Annotated in this window: 15 protein-coding genes and 1 pseudogene; 9 read left to right on the plus strand and 7 right to left on the minus strand. The window is 42.7% G+C overall.

Translation table 11 applies throughout. The features are described from left to right. Positions 1–36: 36 nt before the first annotated feature. From OCT63_RS14360 to OCT63_RS14405, 9 genes and pseudogenes are all read left to right on the plus strand, one after another. Positions 37–822, plus strand: a complete 786-nt coding sequence (locus OCT63_RS14360) for an NYN domain-containing protein (protein ID WP_443088551.1) — start codon at positions 37–39, stop codon at positions 820–822. Between the two features lie 160 nt (positions 823–982). Then, the gene (locus OCT63_RS14365) at positions 983–1,687 is read left to right on the plus strand and encodes an HNH endonuclease (protein ID WP_269983931.1); all 705 of its coding nucleotides are present in this window, start codon (positions 983–985) and stop codon (positions 1,685–1,687) included. 159 nt (positions 1,688–1,846) lie between these two features. Beyond that, positions 1,847–2,257: a LysE family translocator gene (locus OCT63_RS14375; protein ID WP_269983933.1), complete on the plus strand. Its 411-nt coding sequence runs from the start codon at positions 1,847–1,849 to the stop codon at positions 2,255–2,257. Between the two features lie 16 nt (positions 2,258–2,273). Next, positions 2,274–2,489 carry a LysE family transporter gene (locus OCT63_RS14380; protein WP_269983952.1) on the plus strand — a complete coding sequence of 72 codons (216 nt, stop codon included), beginning with the start codon at positions 2,274–2,276 and terminating at the stop codon, positions 2,487–2,489. A 71-nt stretch (positions 2,490–2,560) separates the two neighbouring features. Continuing rightward, positions 2,561–3,559, plus strand: a pseudogene (locus tag OCT63_RS14385) (IS3 family transposase). Between the two features lie 155 nt (positions 3,560–3,714). After that, positions 3,715–4,143 carry a hypothetical protein gene (locus OCT63_RS14390; protein WP_269983934.1) on the plus strand — a complete coding sequence of 143 codons (429 nt, stop codon included), beginning with the start codon at positions 3,715–3,717 and terminating at the stop codon, positions 4,141–4,143. A 181-nt stretch (positions 4,144–4,324) separates the two neighbouring features. Continuing rightward, entirely contained in the window at positions 4,325–4,837 is a 513-nt protein-coding gene (locus OCT63_RS14395; protein WP_269983935.1) for a GrpB family protein, read from the plus strand. Between the two features lie 138 nt (positions 4,838–4,975). Then, entirely contained in the window at positions 4,976–5,473 is a 498-nt protein-coding gene (gene def / locus OCT63_RS14400; RefSeq protein ID WP_060467707.1) for a peptide deformylase, read from the plus strand. 70 nt (positions 5,474–5,543) lie between these two features. Next, complete coding sequence (locus OCT63_RS14405) at positions 5,544–5,996, plus strand: hypothetical protein (RefSeq protein WP_060467706.1); 453 nt, start codon at positions 5,544–5,546, stop codon at positions 5,994–5,996. 127 nt (positions 5,997–6,123) lie between these two features. Here OCT63_RS14405 and OCT63_RS14410 read toward each other — a convergent pair whose 3' ends face one another. From OCT63_RS14410 to OCT63_RS14440, 7 genes are all read right to left on the minus strand, one after another. Further along, entirely contained in the window at positions 6,124–7,674 is a 1,551-nt protein-coding gene (locus OCT63_RS14410) for an efflux transporter outer membrane subunit (RefSeq protein ID WP_237668538.1), read from the minus strand. An 11-nt stretch (positions 7,675–7,685) separates the two neighbouring features. Continuing rightward, the gene (locus OCT63_RS14415; RefSeq protein WP_269983936.1) at positions 7,686–10,814 is read right to left on the minus strand and encodes an efflux RND transporter permease subunit; all 3,129 of its coding nucleotides are present in this window, start codon (positions 10,812–10,814) and stop codon (positions 7,686–7,688) included. Between the two features lie 10 nt (positions 10,815–10,824). Continuing rightward, complete coding sequence (locus OCT63_RS14420) at positions 10,825–11,955, minus strand: efflux RND transporter periplasmic adaptor subunit (RefSeq protein ID WP_060467703.1); 1,131 nt, start codon at positions 11,953–11,955, stop codon at positions 10,825–10,827. Between the two features lie 99 nt (positions 11,956–12,054). Further along, entirely contained in the window at positions 12,055–12,933 is an 879-nt protein-coding gene (locus OCT63_RS14425) for a LysR family transcriptional regulator (RefSeq protein WP_161687468.1), read from the minus strand. A 217-nt stretch (positions 12,934–13,150) separates the two neighbouring features. Next, on the minus strand, positions 13,151–13,810 hold the full coding sequence (locus OCT63_RS14430) for a sugar transferase (protein ID WP_017057312.1): 660 nt from the start codon (positions 13,808–13,810) through the stop codon (positions 13,151–13,153). A 9-nt stretch (positions 13,811–13,819) separates the two neighbouring features. Beyond that, the gene (locus OCT63_RS14435) at positions 13,820–15,007 is read right to left on the minus strand and encodes a glycosyltransferase family 2 protein (protein WP_060467701.1); all 1,188 of its coding nucleotides are present in this window, start codon (positions 15,005–15,007) and stop codon (positions 13,820–13,822) included. Continuing rightward, positions 15,004–16,146: a glycosyltransferase gene (locus tag OCT63_RS14440; protein ID WP_060467700.1), complete on the minus strand. Its 1,143-nt coding sequence runs from the start codon at positions 16,144–16,146 to the stop codon at positions 15,004–15,006. The genes OCT63_RS14435 and OCT63_RS14440 overlap by 4 nt, the downstream gene beginning before the upstream one ends. Positions 16,147–16,409: the final 263 nt, after the last annotated feature.

Below are 16,409 nucleotides of genomic sequence, written 5' to 3' on the forward strand. Positions count from 1 at the left end.
CATCAGGGTATCTCAGCATACTTAAAGGAAAATAGATTGATAGATATAAATTCAGAGAAGAAAATTGCGGTCTTAATCGATGCCGAAAATGCTCAATACTCCGTGTTAGACGCAGTATTAAAGGAGCTATCTAAACATGGGCACATACTCGTTAAAAAGGCTTATGGGGATTGGAGTTCTGAGTGCTTGAAAAATTGGAAGCAACCTTTAAATGAGCTGGCGATAAATCCGGTGCAACAGTTTTCCTACACTCAAGGTAAAAACTCGTCTGATGCAGCAATGATTATTGATGCAATGGATCTCCTTTACTCCAACAAATATGACGCATTTGCTTTAGTGAGTAGTGATAGTGATTTTACTAAACTGGCTTCACGGCTAAAGGAGTCAGAAATTTATGTTTTTGGTGTTGGTAAAAAAATGACGCCTGTGGCATTTCGTAATGCTTGTGATGATTTCATGTATACAGAGGTGCTCAAAGAAAGGTATGCACCTAAAGAAGAGCTGCCTTCAACCAATAGCACGAGTGAAAAACCATCCCTGAATGACAGTAAATCCATTCGTAGGAAATTACGCCAAGACACTAAACTTCTTAATATCTTGCGAGGTGCTGCTAGTGAGTACCAAGATGAAGATGGTTGGTCGTTCTTAGGGCACTGTGGCAGTTTAATAAAGCGTCAGTATCCAGACTTCAGTTCAAAGAACTATGGTTTCACTACATTAAGTCAACTAGTTGAGGCAACGGAGTTATTTGACATTTTGCGTAAGGAAACAGAGTCGGGGGCAGTGCATATCTTTATTAAAGATGCTCGAAAAAATGCCTAACAAACTGTTTAAGAGTGATTCGCAACGCGTGGCATTTTTAGTATGCGTTGATTTATGTGTTTAAGGTGCTATGCGGTGGCTTCGTATTGCGTTGCTCACTACTTAGCTTAGCATTATGTTCTATGCTGAAAGTTGTTGAGTATTGGCAAAGGGCTTACGTATGACATTTTATGATTGGTTAGGTACTACTAAGTTGGCGCCTTCTACAGTTGAAGATTACTTTTACTGTATTAAATCAAAAATCAGTGAATGGGCAAATGAGCATAAAGTTACAGATAAAAACCTATTACAAGTTACTGATTGGAATGAGTGGATTGATATTGAAAAAGGAATAAATTCAATACCCATTTATAAGTCATGGAATGAATCAGCTCACAACAAATATAGTAGCGCTCTCAAATGGTATAAAAGCTATTTGTATGAGCTAAAGCAAGCTAATTCTATATCAGGTGATATTAAGGAAGTGTATGAGTCTAGTAGGGATAGTACAGTCAAAGCACGTTTAGTCGATGCTCGGCTTGGGCAGGGGGAATTTAGAGATGCGCTAATATCATTGTGGGGCTCGTGTAGTGTTAGTAATTACGGTTTAAGCAATATGCTTGTAGCATCCCACATTAAACCGTGGCGTGTGGCAACAGATCTTGAGAGGCTAGACCCTTACAATGGATTGTTATTGATACCTAACTTAGACAAGGCTTTTGATAGTGGCTTAATAAGTTTCGATGACAAAGGAAAAATTCTTATCTCCAATGCTTTAAGTGACCCTGAAAAACTTGGCATCAATACTGAGTTAAAGGTCTCCCTACATTCAGAAAATAAAGAGTATCTCTCTTATCATCGTGAGAACGTGTTTAAACGAACATAACAAACTGTTTAAGAGTGATTCGCAACGCGTGGCATTTTTACTATGCGTTGGTTTTGGTGGTTAAGGTGGTTTGCTGCGGCATCGGTATTGCGTTGCTCACCCCTCCCTTAATAGGGCGTTAGGGCTCAATCACGCTAGTTAGTACAAGGATGATTATAAATGTTGGAGCAATACTTATTTCTACTGCCAATCGCTACGCTGTTACTCTTTGGCGCGATGACACCAGGCCCTTCATTTATCTTGGTTGCGCAAACAGCTATGTCAAAATCTAGATCTGAAGCCATGTGTATTTCTATAGGCTTAGGCTTGGGGGCAAGTACATTTGCATTTATTGCCTCAATGGGGCTCATTGCACTTTTTGACGCTGTGCCTGAGTTTTACGTAGCTTTCAAAGTTCTTGGTGGCCTATATCTATGCTATCTGGGGGTGAGAATGTGGAGCGCGAGCAAAAGCAAAGTTGTTTCTGCTGACGCAAAGTTAACTAGCAAACCAACTCATTTTAAGGCGGTAGTTCTTGGCTTGGCGACACAGTTAAGTAATCCAAAGACTGCAATTGTATTTAGTATTTAGCAGTGTGTTTGCAGCCATGTTACCCGTGAAAGTTCCTGTTCATACAACATCAATATTAGTTGTTGGTGTATTTGTCTTAAATTTTTCTTGGTACTTCCTAGTGTCTATTTTGCTATCGAGTCCAAAGGCCCAAGCCAGTTATTTACGATTTAAGTCCTACATCAACAAAGGTTCAGGTGTATTAATGGGGTCAATGGGTAGTAAGTTTGTTGCTGAGAGTTTCAAGCCCTAACAAAGCGTTTAAGGCAGATTCTGTAGTTGACCCGATCTAGTGGACACCTTCAATAGCAATTGGAGGTGTTTATGCCAGCTTATAAATCAGGTAAAAAAACTCAACAATATCTCACGGAATTTAAGGTAACTGCCGTCCGACTTTCGCTTCGAGAAGGAGCTACAGTTAAAAGCGTGGCGCTATCATTGGATATCCATCCTTATATGCTTTCTAAATGGCGAAAGGACTATAGAGAAGGGGGTATTTTGGAAGATAAACGTAAGAAAAGGACTAAGATCCCGAGTCAGAAAGCTGAGTCTAGTCGGATTGCGGAGCTTGAACGTCAGAACGAACAACTTAAGCTCGAGAATGACTTGCTAAAAAAGTGGAAACGATTCGTTGCCCAAGAAAATCGACAAAATTCCGATTCATAGCCCATTACAAAACGCGTTATTCCATTGTATTGATGTGCCGTTTTCTATCTGTTTCTAAGTCGGGTTACTACGCATGGCTTGATAGAGAGCCAAGCCGCTACGATCAAGAAGAGCAGGCTTTGAAGAAGCGGATAATTAAAGTGTTTACCCAGAGTCGAGAGACTTACGGTAGTCCACGAGTTCATGCCGAGCTGAGGCGCCAAGGAGTTTCGGTTAGCCGCAAGCGTGTGGCTCGGATCATGAGAGAGCAAGGGCTAAGAGCACGAAGCTATCGCATTTACATGAAAATGCGATAGCTACATCGGTTCTATCAATCGATTAAGAATATTAAAAAAGACACACCAAAACCAACGGCAGTTAATCAACAATGGTCTGGAGATCTAACGTATATAAAGCAAGGTAAACGTTGGATGTATCTAGCGGTCGTTATCGATCTTTACTCGCGTAAAATCGTCGGTTGGTCGCTTGGTAGTAAGAAGAGTACACAGCTAACGATGAGTTCGTTGAGAATGGCAATTAGAAATCGAAAGCCACAAGAGCGCTTATTGTTTCATACCGACAGAGGTTCTGAATATCCAGCATTTTTATAACCGTTATAGACTGCACTCAAGTCTTGGATATCGAACCCCGCATGAATATGAAGTAGCGACGGGTTAAAGATAATAGGGTGTCCATTTTATCGGGTGAAGATCATTCGCAACGCTCGGCATTTTCGGTTTGCTTTGAATTTAGTGTTTACGGCACAATGGTTTAGGTAAGGTGGCAATGTTGCTCACTACTTAACGCGGCGTTATGTATCAAGGAAGATTAGGATGACCAAAACTAATAAATTACTCTTAATTTTAGCTCTCTCTATGATTCTCATGGGAGCTTCAAAGGTGGTTGGATACTATTTCAACTATGGATTAACCAACATCGTATATGCAGCCTACGTATTGATTGGATTACTATTTTGCTTCCTGCTTTACGCAAAAATGCAAATTGCTAACTGGCTTTTGTTCGTGTTTTTTATAGCTCAGGTTGTCGTGATATATAGCCCTACATATAGATATGACTTTACTACGGGGTTGAGCGTGCACTTCACATATTGGGCTGGCTCGATTGACACTCCTGTAAACGAAAGATTTGGATTTGCTTTCAACTTTTTGTCAGTTTTTCTTATGGGGTTGTGTATAGCAGGGATAGGAAGCACCAAAAAAGCTAACACCCTTGAAAATAGCGGCAAAGTTGAAAATACATAACAATAAATTTGAGAATGATTCACAACGCTTGGCACCTTCACTTCAAGCCAGTTTAGTGTTTACGGCACAATGGTTTAGCTAAGGTATAAGCGTTGTTCACACATTAATTTGGCGTTATGTGCTTGCGAGCCCCTGTATGTAAAAGCCTTGTAATTAACTGATATTTAATGGAATTATCTATATGAAAGTCGAAGTCGTTGACTATAATCCGGACTGGTCGAATCAATTTGAGAACGAGAAGCATGCTTTGGTTAATGCGTTGAGTAGCGCTATCACGGGTATCCATCACATAGGCAGTACTTCGGTTAATGGCTTGGCGGCTAAGCCAATAATTGACATCATTATAGAGTGCAGCTCACTGTCTGAACTTGATACTCACAAGTCGAAGTTTGAATCTCTCGGATATGAAGTCATGGGAGAATTTGGGATCTCGGGCAGAAGGTACTATCGAAAGGGCGGCGACGATAGAACTCATCAGATTCACGCCTTTGTAAAGGGTGACAATCATGTTTACCGTCATTTAGCGTTTCGTGATTACCTTGCCGCTCATCCCGAAGCTCTCGAGTCTTATGCGCAACTTAAGAGAAAGGTAGCAGCTCAATGTAACCACGATATTGAGATATATTGTGACGGCAAGGATAGTTTTATCAAAGAGCACGAGGCCAAAGCGCTAGAGTGGAAACTACTCACATAACAAAGCGTTTAATGCAGATTCGCATGGCATTTTCACTATGCGTTGATTTATGTGTTTAAGGTGTTATGCGGTGGCTTTGTATTGCGTTGCTCACTACTTAATTGGACATTAATTTCTTACAAGGACTAGAAGGTAAATATGGCAGTTTTAGAAATTCTGACTGCACCAGACCCAAGGCTCAAGCTTAAAGCGGAAAAGGTGCAAGATCTGTCGACGGTACAAACATTAATAGACGATATGTTGGAAACGTTATATGCGACTGACAATGGTATAGGTTTGGCGTCGACTCAAGTTGGTCATAAAGAGGCCGTTGTTATTATCGATCTTTCAGAAAGTCGAGATGAACCGTTAATTTTGATTAACCCAGAAGTGGTTAGTGGCTCAGATAAAGCATTAGGTCAAGAAGGTTGTTTATCAGTTCCTGATTACTATGCAGACGTAGAGCGTTTTACTTCAGTTGTTGTGTCTGCTTTAGATCGCGAAGGTAAGCCAATTACCATAGAAAGCGATGATTTCTTAGCTATCGTAATGCAGCACGAAATAGATCATTTGTCGGGCAATTTGTTTATTGACTACCTTTCTCCACTTAAGCGTCAAATGGCCATGAAAAAGGTTAAAAAGCACGCAAAAGGTTGATTTAGTATTCTTAAGTGTGTCATATCGTGTTGTTTGCTACTGAATTAGATGGTTTGTGAACAGGGGAGTTATGGGTAATTATTTAGATATTTGGTTCACGGTTACCGCCTTAGTTTTTATTGTCAGCTTACTTTCAGCAATGTTTGTTGGCGTTTGGCATAAGAATGGAAAAGCGTCAATACTATTAATCGGAGTCGCGTTCATTAGTATTGTTCTGTTTTTTTCTCAAAAATATCAAATTAGATGGCTCCTTTCTGAAGAGTTGAGTGCGTCTAGTTTCGTCATTGAGGCACATGAAGAGTTTGAAGCATCTAAATTGTTAGATTCTTTGAAAAATAAGAAGTACGTGAAGATGAATAGAACGGCCCCATTGTCTAAAAGTAAAGTGCGTATTGTTACTAATACTGGTGAGGTTGAGTTATTAATAGCTCAAGACTCTAAGAACAAAGAACTATTTTGGATATATTACCCTAAGTATCGATTTAGCCGTCTAAACCCAATTGGAAAAGTGCGTATTCATTAGACTTAGGCCGGCAGAGACTTCCAGATGCGTACCGTTAAATACAAAAATACCGCCGAGATCATCAGCGGTATTTTTTATGGATCTAATTGTCCATGCAAGTAAGCTGTCGCTGCTTATTTAATCAACTCTAACTCTCGATGCTCTGTTTGTTGCTAGGTGTTTTGTATGTTGCTTGACCTTCTTTTGCTGTCTGTTCAGAGGCGTTTACTTTCGGCTTTACTTGCCAATCTCCGCCTAAGGCTTTGTATACAGCAATGGTGGTGCTGGCTGTTTGAAGTTTGGCGGCCACTTGGCGGTCTTGCATCATTTTTTGTTGTCTCTGTGCATCTAATACCGATAAGTAATCCACTAGGCCAGCTCTATATAATGACTTGGCTTTACTGACCGCGCCATCGACGGCTAGGGTGGCTTCATCAATACGTTTTTGGTTCTCTTGACTGCGGCCATAGGCGAACAGGCTTGAATCTACTTCTGTTAATGCACTGTCTACCGAATGTTGGTAATTAAGTGCAGCTGAGCGAAACCTTGCTTCGTTCATCTCGATCATAGCTTCACCTCGACCACCATCAAACACATTCCAGCTAATGCCTGCGGATGCTGCCCAACCAAAAGAGTCGCTGCTGAACAAGTCATCAAAGCTTCCCGCAGTCACGCCTGGTGTACCAGTTAGGAAGAACTTTGGATAACGATTGGCGATGCTAGCGCCAAGTTCTTCATTGATCGCGGCCATTTCGCGTTCCGCGATTCGAATGTCAGGGCGTTGTTCTAACAAGTCAGAAGGTAAGCCTGTTGGGATGACATCATTCATTCGTGGCAAGGTAAATTCGCCCGCTAGGCGTTGGTTGACGTTCGAGAGTGATGCTCCCAACAATACTGCTATACGCTGCTTGTGAACTTGTTCTGCAATTTCTAGTTGCGGAACAATCGATTCTGTCGCGGCAAGCATCGCTTTTGCTTGAGCTAGGTCTAACTCCGAGCCATAACCGCTACGAACGACTTTGGTAACCAGTTCAAGTGTGCGTTGTTGATCTTGGATATTGTCCATCGCAATTGCTTTACGTTCTTGTGCCCCACGATATTGTAGGTAATTGTGAATCACGTCTGCGGTAATCAGCGTATTCAACCCCGATTGGAATATCTCGGCTTGTTCTACTCGAATCGTTGCGGCGTTGGATTGTCTATCGATACGTCCGAATAAATCCACTTCCCATGCGATACTTGCCCCTAAGAAACCGCCGTCGTGTTGCGCGTCAAGTAGCGATATACCGGTCGTTGATTCAACCGCGTTAGAAGCGCCAAATACAGGGCCGAGTAGGGAGTCGTTCTCGCTTAGCTGAATATTGTAGTAGCCGCCACCAATATTCACCGTTGGCACTTTAAATGACGCTACAACACTTTTGTACGAGCTAGCCATGTTGATACGTTCTGCCGCCAATTTGAGTGGGATGTTTTGACTTTGAACATCTCTCACTAATTGGTTTAACGTTGCATCATTAAACTGCACCCACCAGTGATTGTCTTGTTTGCTTGTTTCGCTGTGGCTCTCGCTATCTTGGTTGTACAGAAAAGTTTTAGCCATCGTTGTTTGTGGCTCTTGGTAATCTGGGCCAACCGCACAACCTGTAAGCAGCAATGCTAGGGCAATAGGAGCCGCTTTAAACCGAGGTAATAGATACATGTTTATGCTCCTTATTGATTAATGTTTGACTGGTTGGTGTTTGTGGCTCCACGTTCTGTGAAATTGGGTGTCTCATCATGCACAGTAATTGAGTCTTTAATGGTTTCGTTTCCCGTAGTTACCCTCTCTTCTGAACGATAGAAGAGTTTGTATAACGCTGGCATCACGAACAGTGATAATACCGTTGCAGCGGCAAGACCACCGATGATGGTTGCGGCCATTTGGTCGAACAGCAAATCGGTTAACAGTGGGATCATGCCAAGACCTGTGGTTAATGCCCCCATCGAAATGGCCATGGTACGGTTCACGGTTGCTTCTTTGATTGCATCTGATAACGAACGACCATTAGAACGCTCAAGTTCAATCTGATCCATCAACACGATGCCGTTTTTGATGATCATACCGGTGAGTGTTACTGCGCCAATCAACGCCATAAAACCAAAGGGTTTATCTAATAATAATAAGCTGAATGTTGCACCTGTTGCCGCTAACGGCAGCGTAGCGAAGATAATGACGGGTTGCTTGAAACCGTTAAACATTGCGACCAAGATGATTACCATTAACAAGGTTGCTTTTGGAAGTTGCTTAAGAATATCGCTGACGGCTTTGTGTTCGTCGTAGTATTCGCCTCCCCATTCCATGCTGTAACCCGGTGGGAGCGCGATAGCTTCAATATCATCAATCACTGAGTTCCTTACTGCTGCTGGCGTAGTGTCATGGCCAACTCCTGCTTGCGCGGTAATGGTTTTTACGCGGTCACGACGCCAAATCATGGTTTCTTCGCTGGTGAGTTCAAACCCATCGACAACTTGGCCAAGTGGTACGCTGTGTAAACCAAGTAGTGAGCGGACGGGTAACGTTTCTAATGATTCAATCGAGCTTTCAGTTCCACGGACTTGAATTGTCACTATTTCATCGTTTAGGTTCATTTGGCCAACAGGCATACCCTCAGAAACACGTTTCATCGCGAATGCTATGTCAGCTCGATCAATACCAGCATGACGAATTTTGTCTTGGTTGATTATCGGCTCAAGTACTTTGCTTTTTTGGCGCCAGTCGTCACGCACGTATTTGGTGTCAGGGTGTGCTTCAAAAATGGCTTTCGCTTGGTTCGATAAATCATGTAACACGGCAACATCAGGACCAGAGAAACGTGCTTCGACACTGAATTTATCTGAAGTGGCGAGCTTTAAACCTCTGAATCGTGGTTCAGCGTCTGGAAATTCTTTCGCTAACCATTTATCACCACGAGTAACCAACGTACTGAGTGAGGGATAATCGGCCGCATTAATCAAGATCTGACCATAAGCGGGGTCGAATGGTTCTGGTTCTATGGTGACTGAGAAGCGCGGCGCACCAGCACCGACATAGGTTGAAATATTGGTGACTTCCGGCTGCTCTAATAACCAAGCTTCAATGCGTTTCATGTCTTGCGAGGTTCGTTCTATCTTCGCACCATTCGGTAGCCAATAATCAAGGAGTAAGATTGGGCGATCCGCTTGTGGAATGAAGTTAATCGCAATGTTTGGAATAGCTAGCGCCGTCACTAGAATCAGCGGAATGAGGCCAGTCAATGCTTTCATTGGATTATCGACTGTCCAGTTAACGCTCTTGCGGTACAAGCTCACTTTGTTATCGGTTTTTTGTTTGGTTGGTTTGATGAACATCCAACACATTAGGGTAGTGAATGTCATGGCCACGAGCCAAGACAGCAGTAACGATGAGGCGATGATTAAGAATACTGAGCTCGCAAATTCGGCGGCGTCTGTCTGAGAAAATATAACCGGGCTTGCACCCATAATGGCGATAACTGTCGCGCCAAATAGCGGCATTCCTGTTTCTTTAACTGAATCGATGGCCGCAACAGTGCGGTTGATACCTTTGTTAATCTTCACGATCATCATGTCGGTAATCACAATCGCGTTATCCACCAACATGCCAAGAGCGAGGATAAACGTGCCTAAAGATACACGGTGTAAATCGATAGCGGCAATATTCATGTAGATTAACGTTAGTAGAATCGTCAATAGTAGACTTGAACCTACAATCGTTGCACTCTTTAAGCCCATGAAAATCGACAATACGACAAATACAATCGCGACACTTTCAAGCAGGTTGTTAACGAAGTTATCGATCGATTTTTGAACTTCTTCTGGTTGGTTGGCAACAGTTGCGACTTTGACACCCAATGGCAGTGACGTTTGGAACTCTTTAACAATTCGGTTGATGTCGTCCCCCAGAGATACGACGTTCACGCCGGAGACAGGGCTTACCGCGAGTGTTACTGCTGGCACCCCGTTATAACGATTTGCCGTCATCATTGGTTCTTGATAACCCATAGTCACATCAGCAATATCGCCAAGGCGCAATAGACCGATGCCAAGCTCACTCACACCGCCCTTGATCATCAAGTTTTTAATGTCAATGAGCGAAGTAAATTGGCTCGATTGGTGAACACGAATGCGCTCACTGCCTGCAGAGAATTTACCGGAATCAAACGTGGTGTTCTGCGTGTTCAGTTGGCTCCACACTTGAGCCATCGACAAACCGTATTGAGCTAATCGCTCGTCTGGAATATCAATATGCACCACGCGAGGTTGAACACCGTGCAATTCCACTTTCTTAATTCCGTCTACAGTTTTAATCCGACGCTGTAACTCTTCTGCATAACGACGAAGTTCAACAGGGGACGCATCATTGCTATGTATTGAAAAAAGCATGCCATACACTTCAGAGAACTCATCTTGTACTACGCTGATTTGGGCGGTAGTAGGTAGGAGTAATTTCATGTCTGATACTTTACGACGTAGCAAGTCCCATTCTTGTGGTAGCTGTTTGGAGTTTAGTGACTCTTTCAAGTCTACAAACACCATTGATATACCTGGGCGAGACAATGAACGAAGTCGGTTTAACGATGCCATTCCTTGCAGCTTGGTTTCGACGGTGTCCGTGACTTGTTGTTCCACTTCTTCGGCTGAGGCACCAGGATATAGAGTCACTACCACGGCGGTTTTTATGGTGAAGCTTGGGTCTTCAAGTTTGCCCAAATCAAAATAAGAAAACAGGCCTGCGATAACACTCAATGCAGTGAAAAACAGGATGAAGGTGCGTTGTTTGATCGCGAAATCAGCTAGATTCATGATGGTTTACCTACAGGCTCTTAACTTGGATATTGGAGAAATGTTGGCCTTCGATAACGTATTGAGATCCGCTAACTACAACGTAGTCGCCACCTTTCAATGTTGATTCAACACACGCAGAGTCTTTTTTAAGTGACATAACACTAACCATCACACCTTGCGCTTGCTCATTTTCGATCGTGAACACTTGCTCGATACCAGATTGATTCACAATAGCTGAATAAGGTAGACAGAAGTTATTGGAGATGTCATCTAGCTGAGTCGACAAGGTTACGGCTTTGCCCGGTAAAAGCTGCCTACTCACTCGATCATCACCGATTGGTGCTAAACGGTAGGTCACCGAGTAGGTTTGTTTGATTGGGTGCGGTTGAGTCGAGATCTCGCTAGCGTAAGCCGTTAGACCTAGCTTTGAACCATACCAACTAATTTTCGATTGTTGATCAGGGCTGAACTTATGAATGAGATTCTCAGGGACATCAATTGTAACTTCCAGTTGGTCTGGGTTGTGAATCGTAAATACAGAGGTGCCCGGTAGAACTTGCTCGTACTGGTCAAAGTTCGAAGAAGCAACGACTCCATCGAAAGGCGCAAGTAGTTGGGTATAACGAATGGAGTCTTTAGCGCGACGGATATTTTGCTCCACCACTTTAACAGCCGATTCGCTACGCTCGTAGCTACTGATTGCTCGGTCTAAGTTGACGTTGGCAATGGCGTTGTCATCAATCGCTTGTTTCACGCGCGCTAGCTCCACCTTAGCAAGTTTACGTGCTGACTTCGCCTCTAGTGCGCGAGCTTGTAATTCTTCCAATGTCACTTGATAGTCATGCGGATCAAGTTCTGCTAAAGGTTGGCCTTTAACTACAGTGTCTCCCGTAGAAACTAAGATACTTTGAATGGTGCCAGGAACACGAAATGCCACGCCCGCGGTTTCAGAAGATTTTAGTTTACCTGTAAATGACTTTTGAGCTTGGTTCGCAAGCGGTTCAAGCTGAATGACCTGGATAGGTTGCTCTTGTGTTACTTTGATAGAAGCGCTCGATGGCGCAGAAGTAACGGATGGTTCAGTGATAGCAGATGGGTTGCAACCGATAAGAGGCAGAAGCGTAGTGGCAAGTAGGGAGTAGCGATAGATTGACATCATTAATTGTTCCTAAAAATTGATGGCGCAATTCTATCTAGATGTAAGTCACAGATAATCAGTGTTAACGGTATAACACTGTCATGATAATCGTGACAATAATTATATATTTGGCAGTTCTTGTAACAAAAAGTCAATCAATAATTGGCTGGCATGGCTCAAAGCTTTACGTTGTGGATACAATAGCCAAGCTTCTTCTTTTTGTATGACATCAATAGGGAATAGGTTAATCAGTGAGCCGTCCTTTAGTTCTTGCCTTACCATCAGTTCTGGTAACAGAGCGATGCCTCGGTGGCGTGTAGATGCACCTTTTACGAAACCTATACTGTCGCTGACGATAGAAGGTTCAACCTTAATTATATGATCAGAGACTTGCCATTCTTTGTCTATATCACCGCTTGGCCAACGGAAACAAACACATGGAAAGCGAGAGAGTTCTTCAATCGTTGAAGGCTTACCGTATTTTTTTATGTATTCTGGACTCGCAACAAAAATACGTCGTAAATCCATCACCTTACGCGCGACTACGTTGGAATCACTTAAGCGGCCACCATGCATTGCGAGGTCTAATCCTTGGCGGTACATATCAAGAAATCCGTTACTGATACTTCTTATATCGAGCTCAACCTCAGGGTATAAATCTTGAAATTTAAATAGGGTAGATTGAACGATATCGCCAGTCTCTGGAAGCAAACCAATTTTCACGCGACCATGTGGGACTTCTAAAAGGTTAGACGCCACGTGGTTGGCTTTTTCGAGTGCACTTAACGCTTTCAGTAATTCGTTATAGTAGAGCTCACCCGATTTAGTAACCGATAAACTCCGAGTAGTACGGAAGAACAGCTGAATATTGAGTGTTTTCTCTAAATCGTTGATCCGTCGACTTACATTTGCACGTGGGAGATCTAATGCGTTAGCGGCTGCGGTAAAGCTGCCAAGCTCAACAACGGTTGTGAATAGTTTCAGGTCTTCGATTTTCATAGTGATGGACGGATTCGAATACGGGCTGGGGATGATTAGCAGGTATCGTATATTAAATGGTATACGAAATCGAAAAAAACCGATGAGCAATTAAGTACTCATCAGTTTGAGTTGGATCCGAATTAACCAATGCTAAGCAAGAAAGTTTATACTTGAATGTAGCTATATTTGAACGTAGCTACGTTTTAACGTGACCAAAGGTTACCGCAACTCGATACTAGCGACCTCGGCCATCAACCATCACCAAAATTGTTTTTGTCATAATGTTTAGGTCTGCAGCAATCCATGATCTCATAGAACATAGACTAAGAGCATAACTGTGGTCGAAGCCAACTTTGCGACGAACATCTTCAATGCACGTGTCATACCCTTGGTTTACCTGTGCAAGACCTGTGATACCAGGCATAACACCATAAGTACGGTCAGCAAAGTAAGGGATTTCATTTTCCAGTTTGTTATAGAACGTTGGGCGCTCGGGGCGAGGGCCAATTAATGACATTTCCCCTTTCAACACGTTAAACAACTGCGGAAGCTCATCAAGGCGTGTTTTTCTTAAAAAACGACCAACTGGTGTGATTCGAGGGTCATTTTCCGTTGCCCACACTGCACCTGAGCGAGTTTCCGCATCTTGATACATGCTACGAAACTTCATGATTTCAAAAATCTCCATCTTTTCCGGTGTCGATTTTCCGACGCGCAGTTGACGGTAGAAGATCGGGCCGCGAGAAGTGAGTGCAATAGCCAGTGCGATAAATGGGAACACTGGAGATAAGATGACTAACGCGAGTAAAGAGCTAACAAAATCAAAGGTGCGTTTCGCGCGAGAAATCTTGTATTGGTATAGATTCAGGTTTGATAATTGATCAATGTTCATCATGGTCAGTCCTTAACGATTCACTCGAGTCCAAGGGGAGTTTTCAAGTCCCAGTAGGTAACGTACGCCACCAATGAAGTTGGCATAATGACCAACGATTAAATAAGAAATTAATGAAATAGGCTTATTGATCAGGGCTTTTGGCATGATGCAGCCCAGTACACCAATGCTGTAGACCGCGATTTGTATCCAAAGTAACACTTCGAATAACAGGTTTTCTTTGAGAAGGGCGGAGCAAACTAAGCACATAATCATTAGATAAGGAGTGAGAAGTCGTAGGCCTTTCCCGGAGAAGAAAGCAAAAGCGGTGCCTTTAAATTTAGGGTTAAACAAGCCACACAACAGAATCGCTTGTTGCATGTTGCCAGCAGAAATTCGCAAACGTCGATTGAAGTCTGTCTTTAGGTTTGATTCTTCTAATTCTAAAGCCACCATTTGCGTTTCGTATTCAGCGATATAGCCTTGTTTGACGATTTGCATGGGTAAGATAAAATCATCATTGATGGCGTTATGAGGTAATAACTCAAACAGTTTAGTTCGGAATAAGTAGAAGGCACCGTGAGAACCTAAGCTCGAACCCATTGACGATTCATACTCTTTGACAGCGGTTTGATACTGCCAATAACTATTCTCACCTGTGTTTTCCGTTGGGTATAATTGATAAGTGGCATTAACGACACCAACCTTGTCATTTTCAAAATGAGCAGCAGCAATCAATAACGCATCCAATGAAATGAGTGCTGAAACGTCACTAAGAGCAATGATATTGCTGGTTATGTTTGTTACTTCTTCGTTGATAATGGCGACTTTTCCTCGATTTTGAGCATAGTCATGTATCTCGAAGTGAACATCACTACACATCGCTTCTTGGATTGCCATTTGTGCAATTTCGACCGTGTTGTCGTTACAGCCATCACACGCGATAATGACCTGCAGTTTCTTTCTTGGGTAATCTAACGAAGCGAGGTTACGAATCTTTTCAGCTATCCATTGTTCTTCATTAAAAGCAGGAACTAGAATGGTGATAGAGGGAAGAGTCGAGTCTCGTTGCTCCTCTTTATAACAACGAGAGCTTTCTGATACTTGACGCACTGGATTACGTTTTGCGTACCAACGCAACAAAATGGGGTAAGCGGCGTGATGGTAGACAATTAGCATTCCAGAAAACAAACATAGACTTGCGAGTACCCAATCAATCATGCGTAAGCTCCTTCAGAAATGACGTCATAAGACGCGACCATTTTCACAATGTCGAAGTTATTAAGAACGTAGCGACGAGGGTTAGAAGTATTTTCAAAGGTTAGAGCTATTTGATGTTGCTTCTTGACTGATGAGTTGAGAGTGGCTTTAAGCAGTTCGCCTGCTAACCCTGTGATACTGCCATTTTTGACAAGATGTCCACTGATTGGACAGAGTGTTTCTTCGACAGCCCCCACATTCATCGCGACGGTCGGAATGTTACAAGCTTGAGCTTCTAATGTAGAAAGTGGTAATCCTTCATGACGTGAAGGTAGGCAGAAAGTATCGAGTGCACCATAAAAAGTCGTCATGTCATCAACTAATCCAAGAAAGATGACGCGATCTTTCAAGTTGAGGTTGTTAGCTAATCGTTCTAATTGTTTTCGTTTAGAACCGTCGCCCGCAAAAGCTACGATGGTATTTTTAGGCAGCAGTGCAAGAGCTTGAATCAGTTGATCTTGACCTTTAACGTGCTCCAATCGACCTGCGCAACCAACAATGTTCTTGTCTTGTGGTAGGCCTAACGCTGTTCGTGCTTCTATTTTCGATACTGGCTTGAATTTGTCGCAATCAACGCCATTTCTGATGGTAATAATATTGTTGTAGGTGAAAGCTGAGCGGAGTTGGTTGTAGACACGTGTTGCATCGGCCACGAGTGTTGGTTGAACGGCTTTCAGTGCTAGTGCTTGTAGATGACGGCGTTTATCGTCTTGAAGATGCCACGCATCGTGTTCGGTATGGATTCGGGTCTGTACACCGGTGAGGCGAGCGGCATATCCCGCGTAAAGTAGTGGGCCAATATGATGAGTATGAACCACATCTGGACAAATAGATTTGAATTCTTTGATTAACTTGAGAATAACATTGAATTGAATGCCTGACTCTTTGTCTAGAAATATGATTTGGTTTTGGTAACGCTCTAACTTTGGCCAGTTATCAATAGACTCTTGTTTTGTTCCCTCTAAGCTTACAATAAACACTTGGTCACAAGGCTTAGCAAGGCGAAGCAAATCTAAGGTGAGTGTCTCTAGGCCTCCAGGAGCGAGATGCTGAACAACATGTATTACCTTCTTCCCATGTGTTGTGAGTTGGTTTTCCATAGCGCTCTCCCTGCTATTAAGTTATCTAAGTTGTTTCGTTTTCATTTTGTTATTCAATAACTGCACGAGTTGTGCCAATTAATTAATCTTTAATTATCAACAGCTTAATTTCTTTTTTATTTTATCCTCTTGTTATTCTCAAAATAGGAATCAAAACAGAATGTCGAAATAGGTAAGAGACTAATTAAGTGGGAGAAGAATAAGGCGAGGCGGTGTTTTAATCTGATAAAGATAAATGGCAGAGATGAAAATACAAGCGTAAA

It is taken from the genome of Vibrio sp. RW, assembly GCF_027587105.1.
GTDB lineage: Bacteria > Pseudomonadota > Gammaproteobacteria > Enterobacterales > Vibrionaceae > Vibrio > Vibrio toranzoniae.

Coding starts and splice junctions, on each gene's coding strand:
- OCT63_RS14415 (WP_269983936.1), bottom strand. CDS start 10,814: ATGAATCTAGCTGATTTCGCGATCAAACAACGCACCTTCATCCTGTTT.
- OCT63_RS14365 (WP_269983931.1), top strand. CDS start 983: ATGACATTTTATGATTGGTTAGGTACTACTAAGTTGGCGCCTTCTACA.
- OCT63_RS14395 (WP_269983935.1), top strand. CDS start 4,325: ATGAAAGTCGAAGTCGTTGACTATAATCCGGACTGGTCGAATCAATTT.
- OCT63_RS14405 (WP_060467706.1), top strand. CDS start 5,544: ATGGGTAATTATTTAGATATTTGGTTCACGGTTACCGCCTTAGTTTTT.
- OCT63_RS14425 (WP_161687468.1), bottom strand. CDS start 12,933: ATGAAAATCGAAGACCTGAAACTATTCACAACCGTTGTTGAGCTTGGC.
- def (WP_060467707.1), top strand. CDS start 4,976: ATGGCAGTTTTAGAAATTCTGACTGCACCAGACCCAAGGCTCAAGCTT.
- OCT63_RS14410 (WP_237668538.1), bottom strand. CDS start 7,674: ATGTATCTATTACCTCGGTTTAAAGCGGCTCCTATTGCCCTAGCATTG.
- OCT63_RS14420 (WP_060467703.1), bottom strand. CDS start 11,955: ATGATGTCAATCTATCGCTACTCCCTACTTGCCACTACGCTTCTGCCT.
- OCT63_RS14430 (WP_017057312.1), bottom strand. CDS start 13,810: ATGATGAACATTGATCAATTATCAAACCTGAATCTATACCAATACAAG.
- OCT63_RS14435 (WP_060467701.1), bottom strand. CDS start 15,007: ATGATTGATTGGGTACTCGCAAGTCTATGTTTGTTTTCTGGAATGCTA.
- OCT63_RS14440 (WP_060467700.1), bottom strand. CDS start 16,146: ATGGAAAACCAACTCACAACACATGGGAAGAAGGTAATACATGTTGTT.
- OCT63_RS14380 (WP_269983952.1), top strand. CDS start 2,274: ATGTTACCCGTGAAAGTTCCTGTTCATACAACATCAATATTAGTTGTT.
- OCT63_RS14390 (WP_269983934.1), top strand. CDS start 3,715: ATGACCAAAACTAATAAATTACTCTTAATTTTAGCTCTCTCTATGATT.
- OCT63_RS14375 (WP_269983933.1), top strand. CDS start 1,847: ATGTTGGAGCAATACTTATTTCTACTGCCAATCGCTACGCTGTTACTC.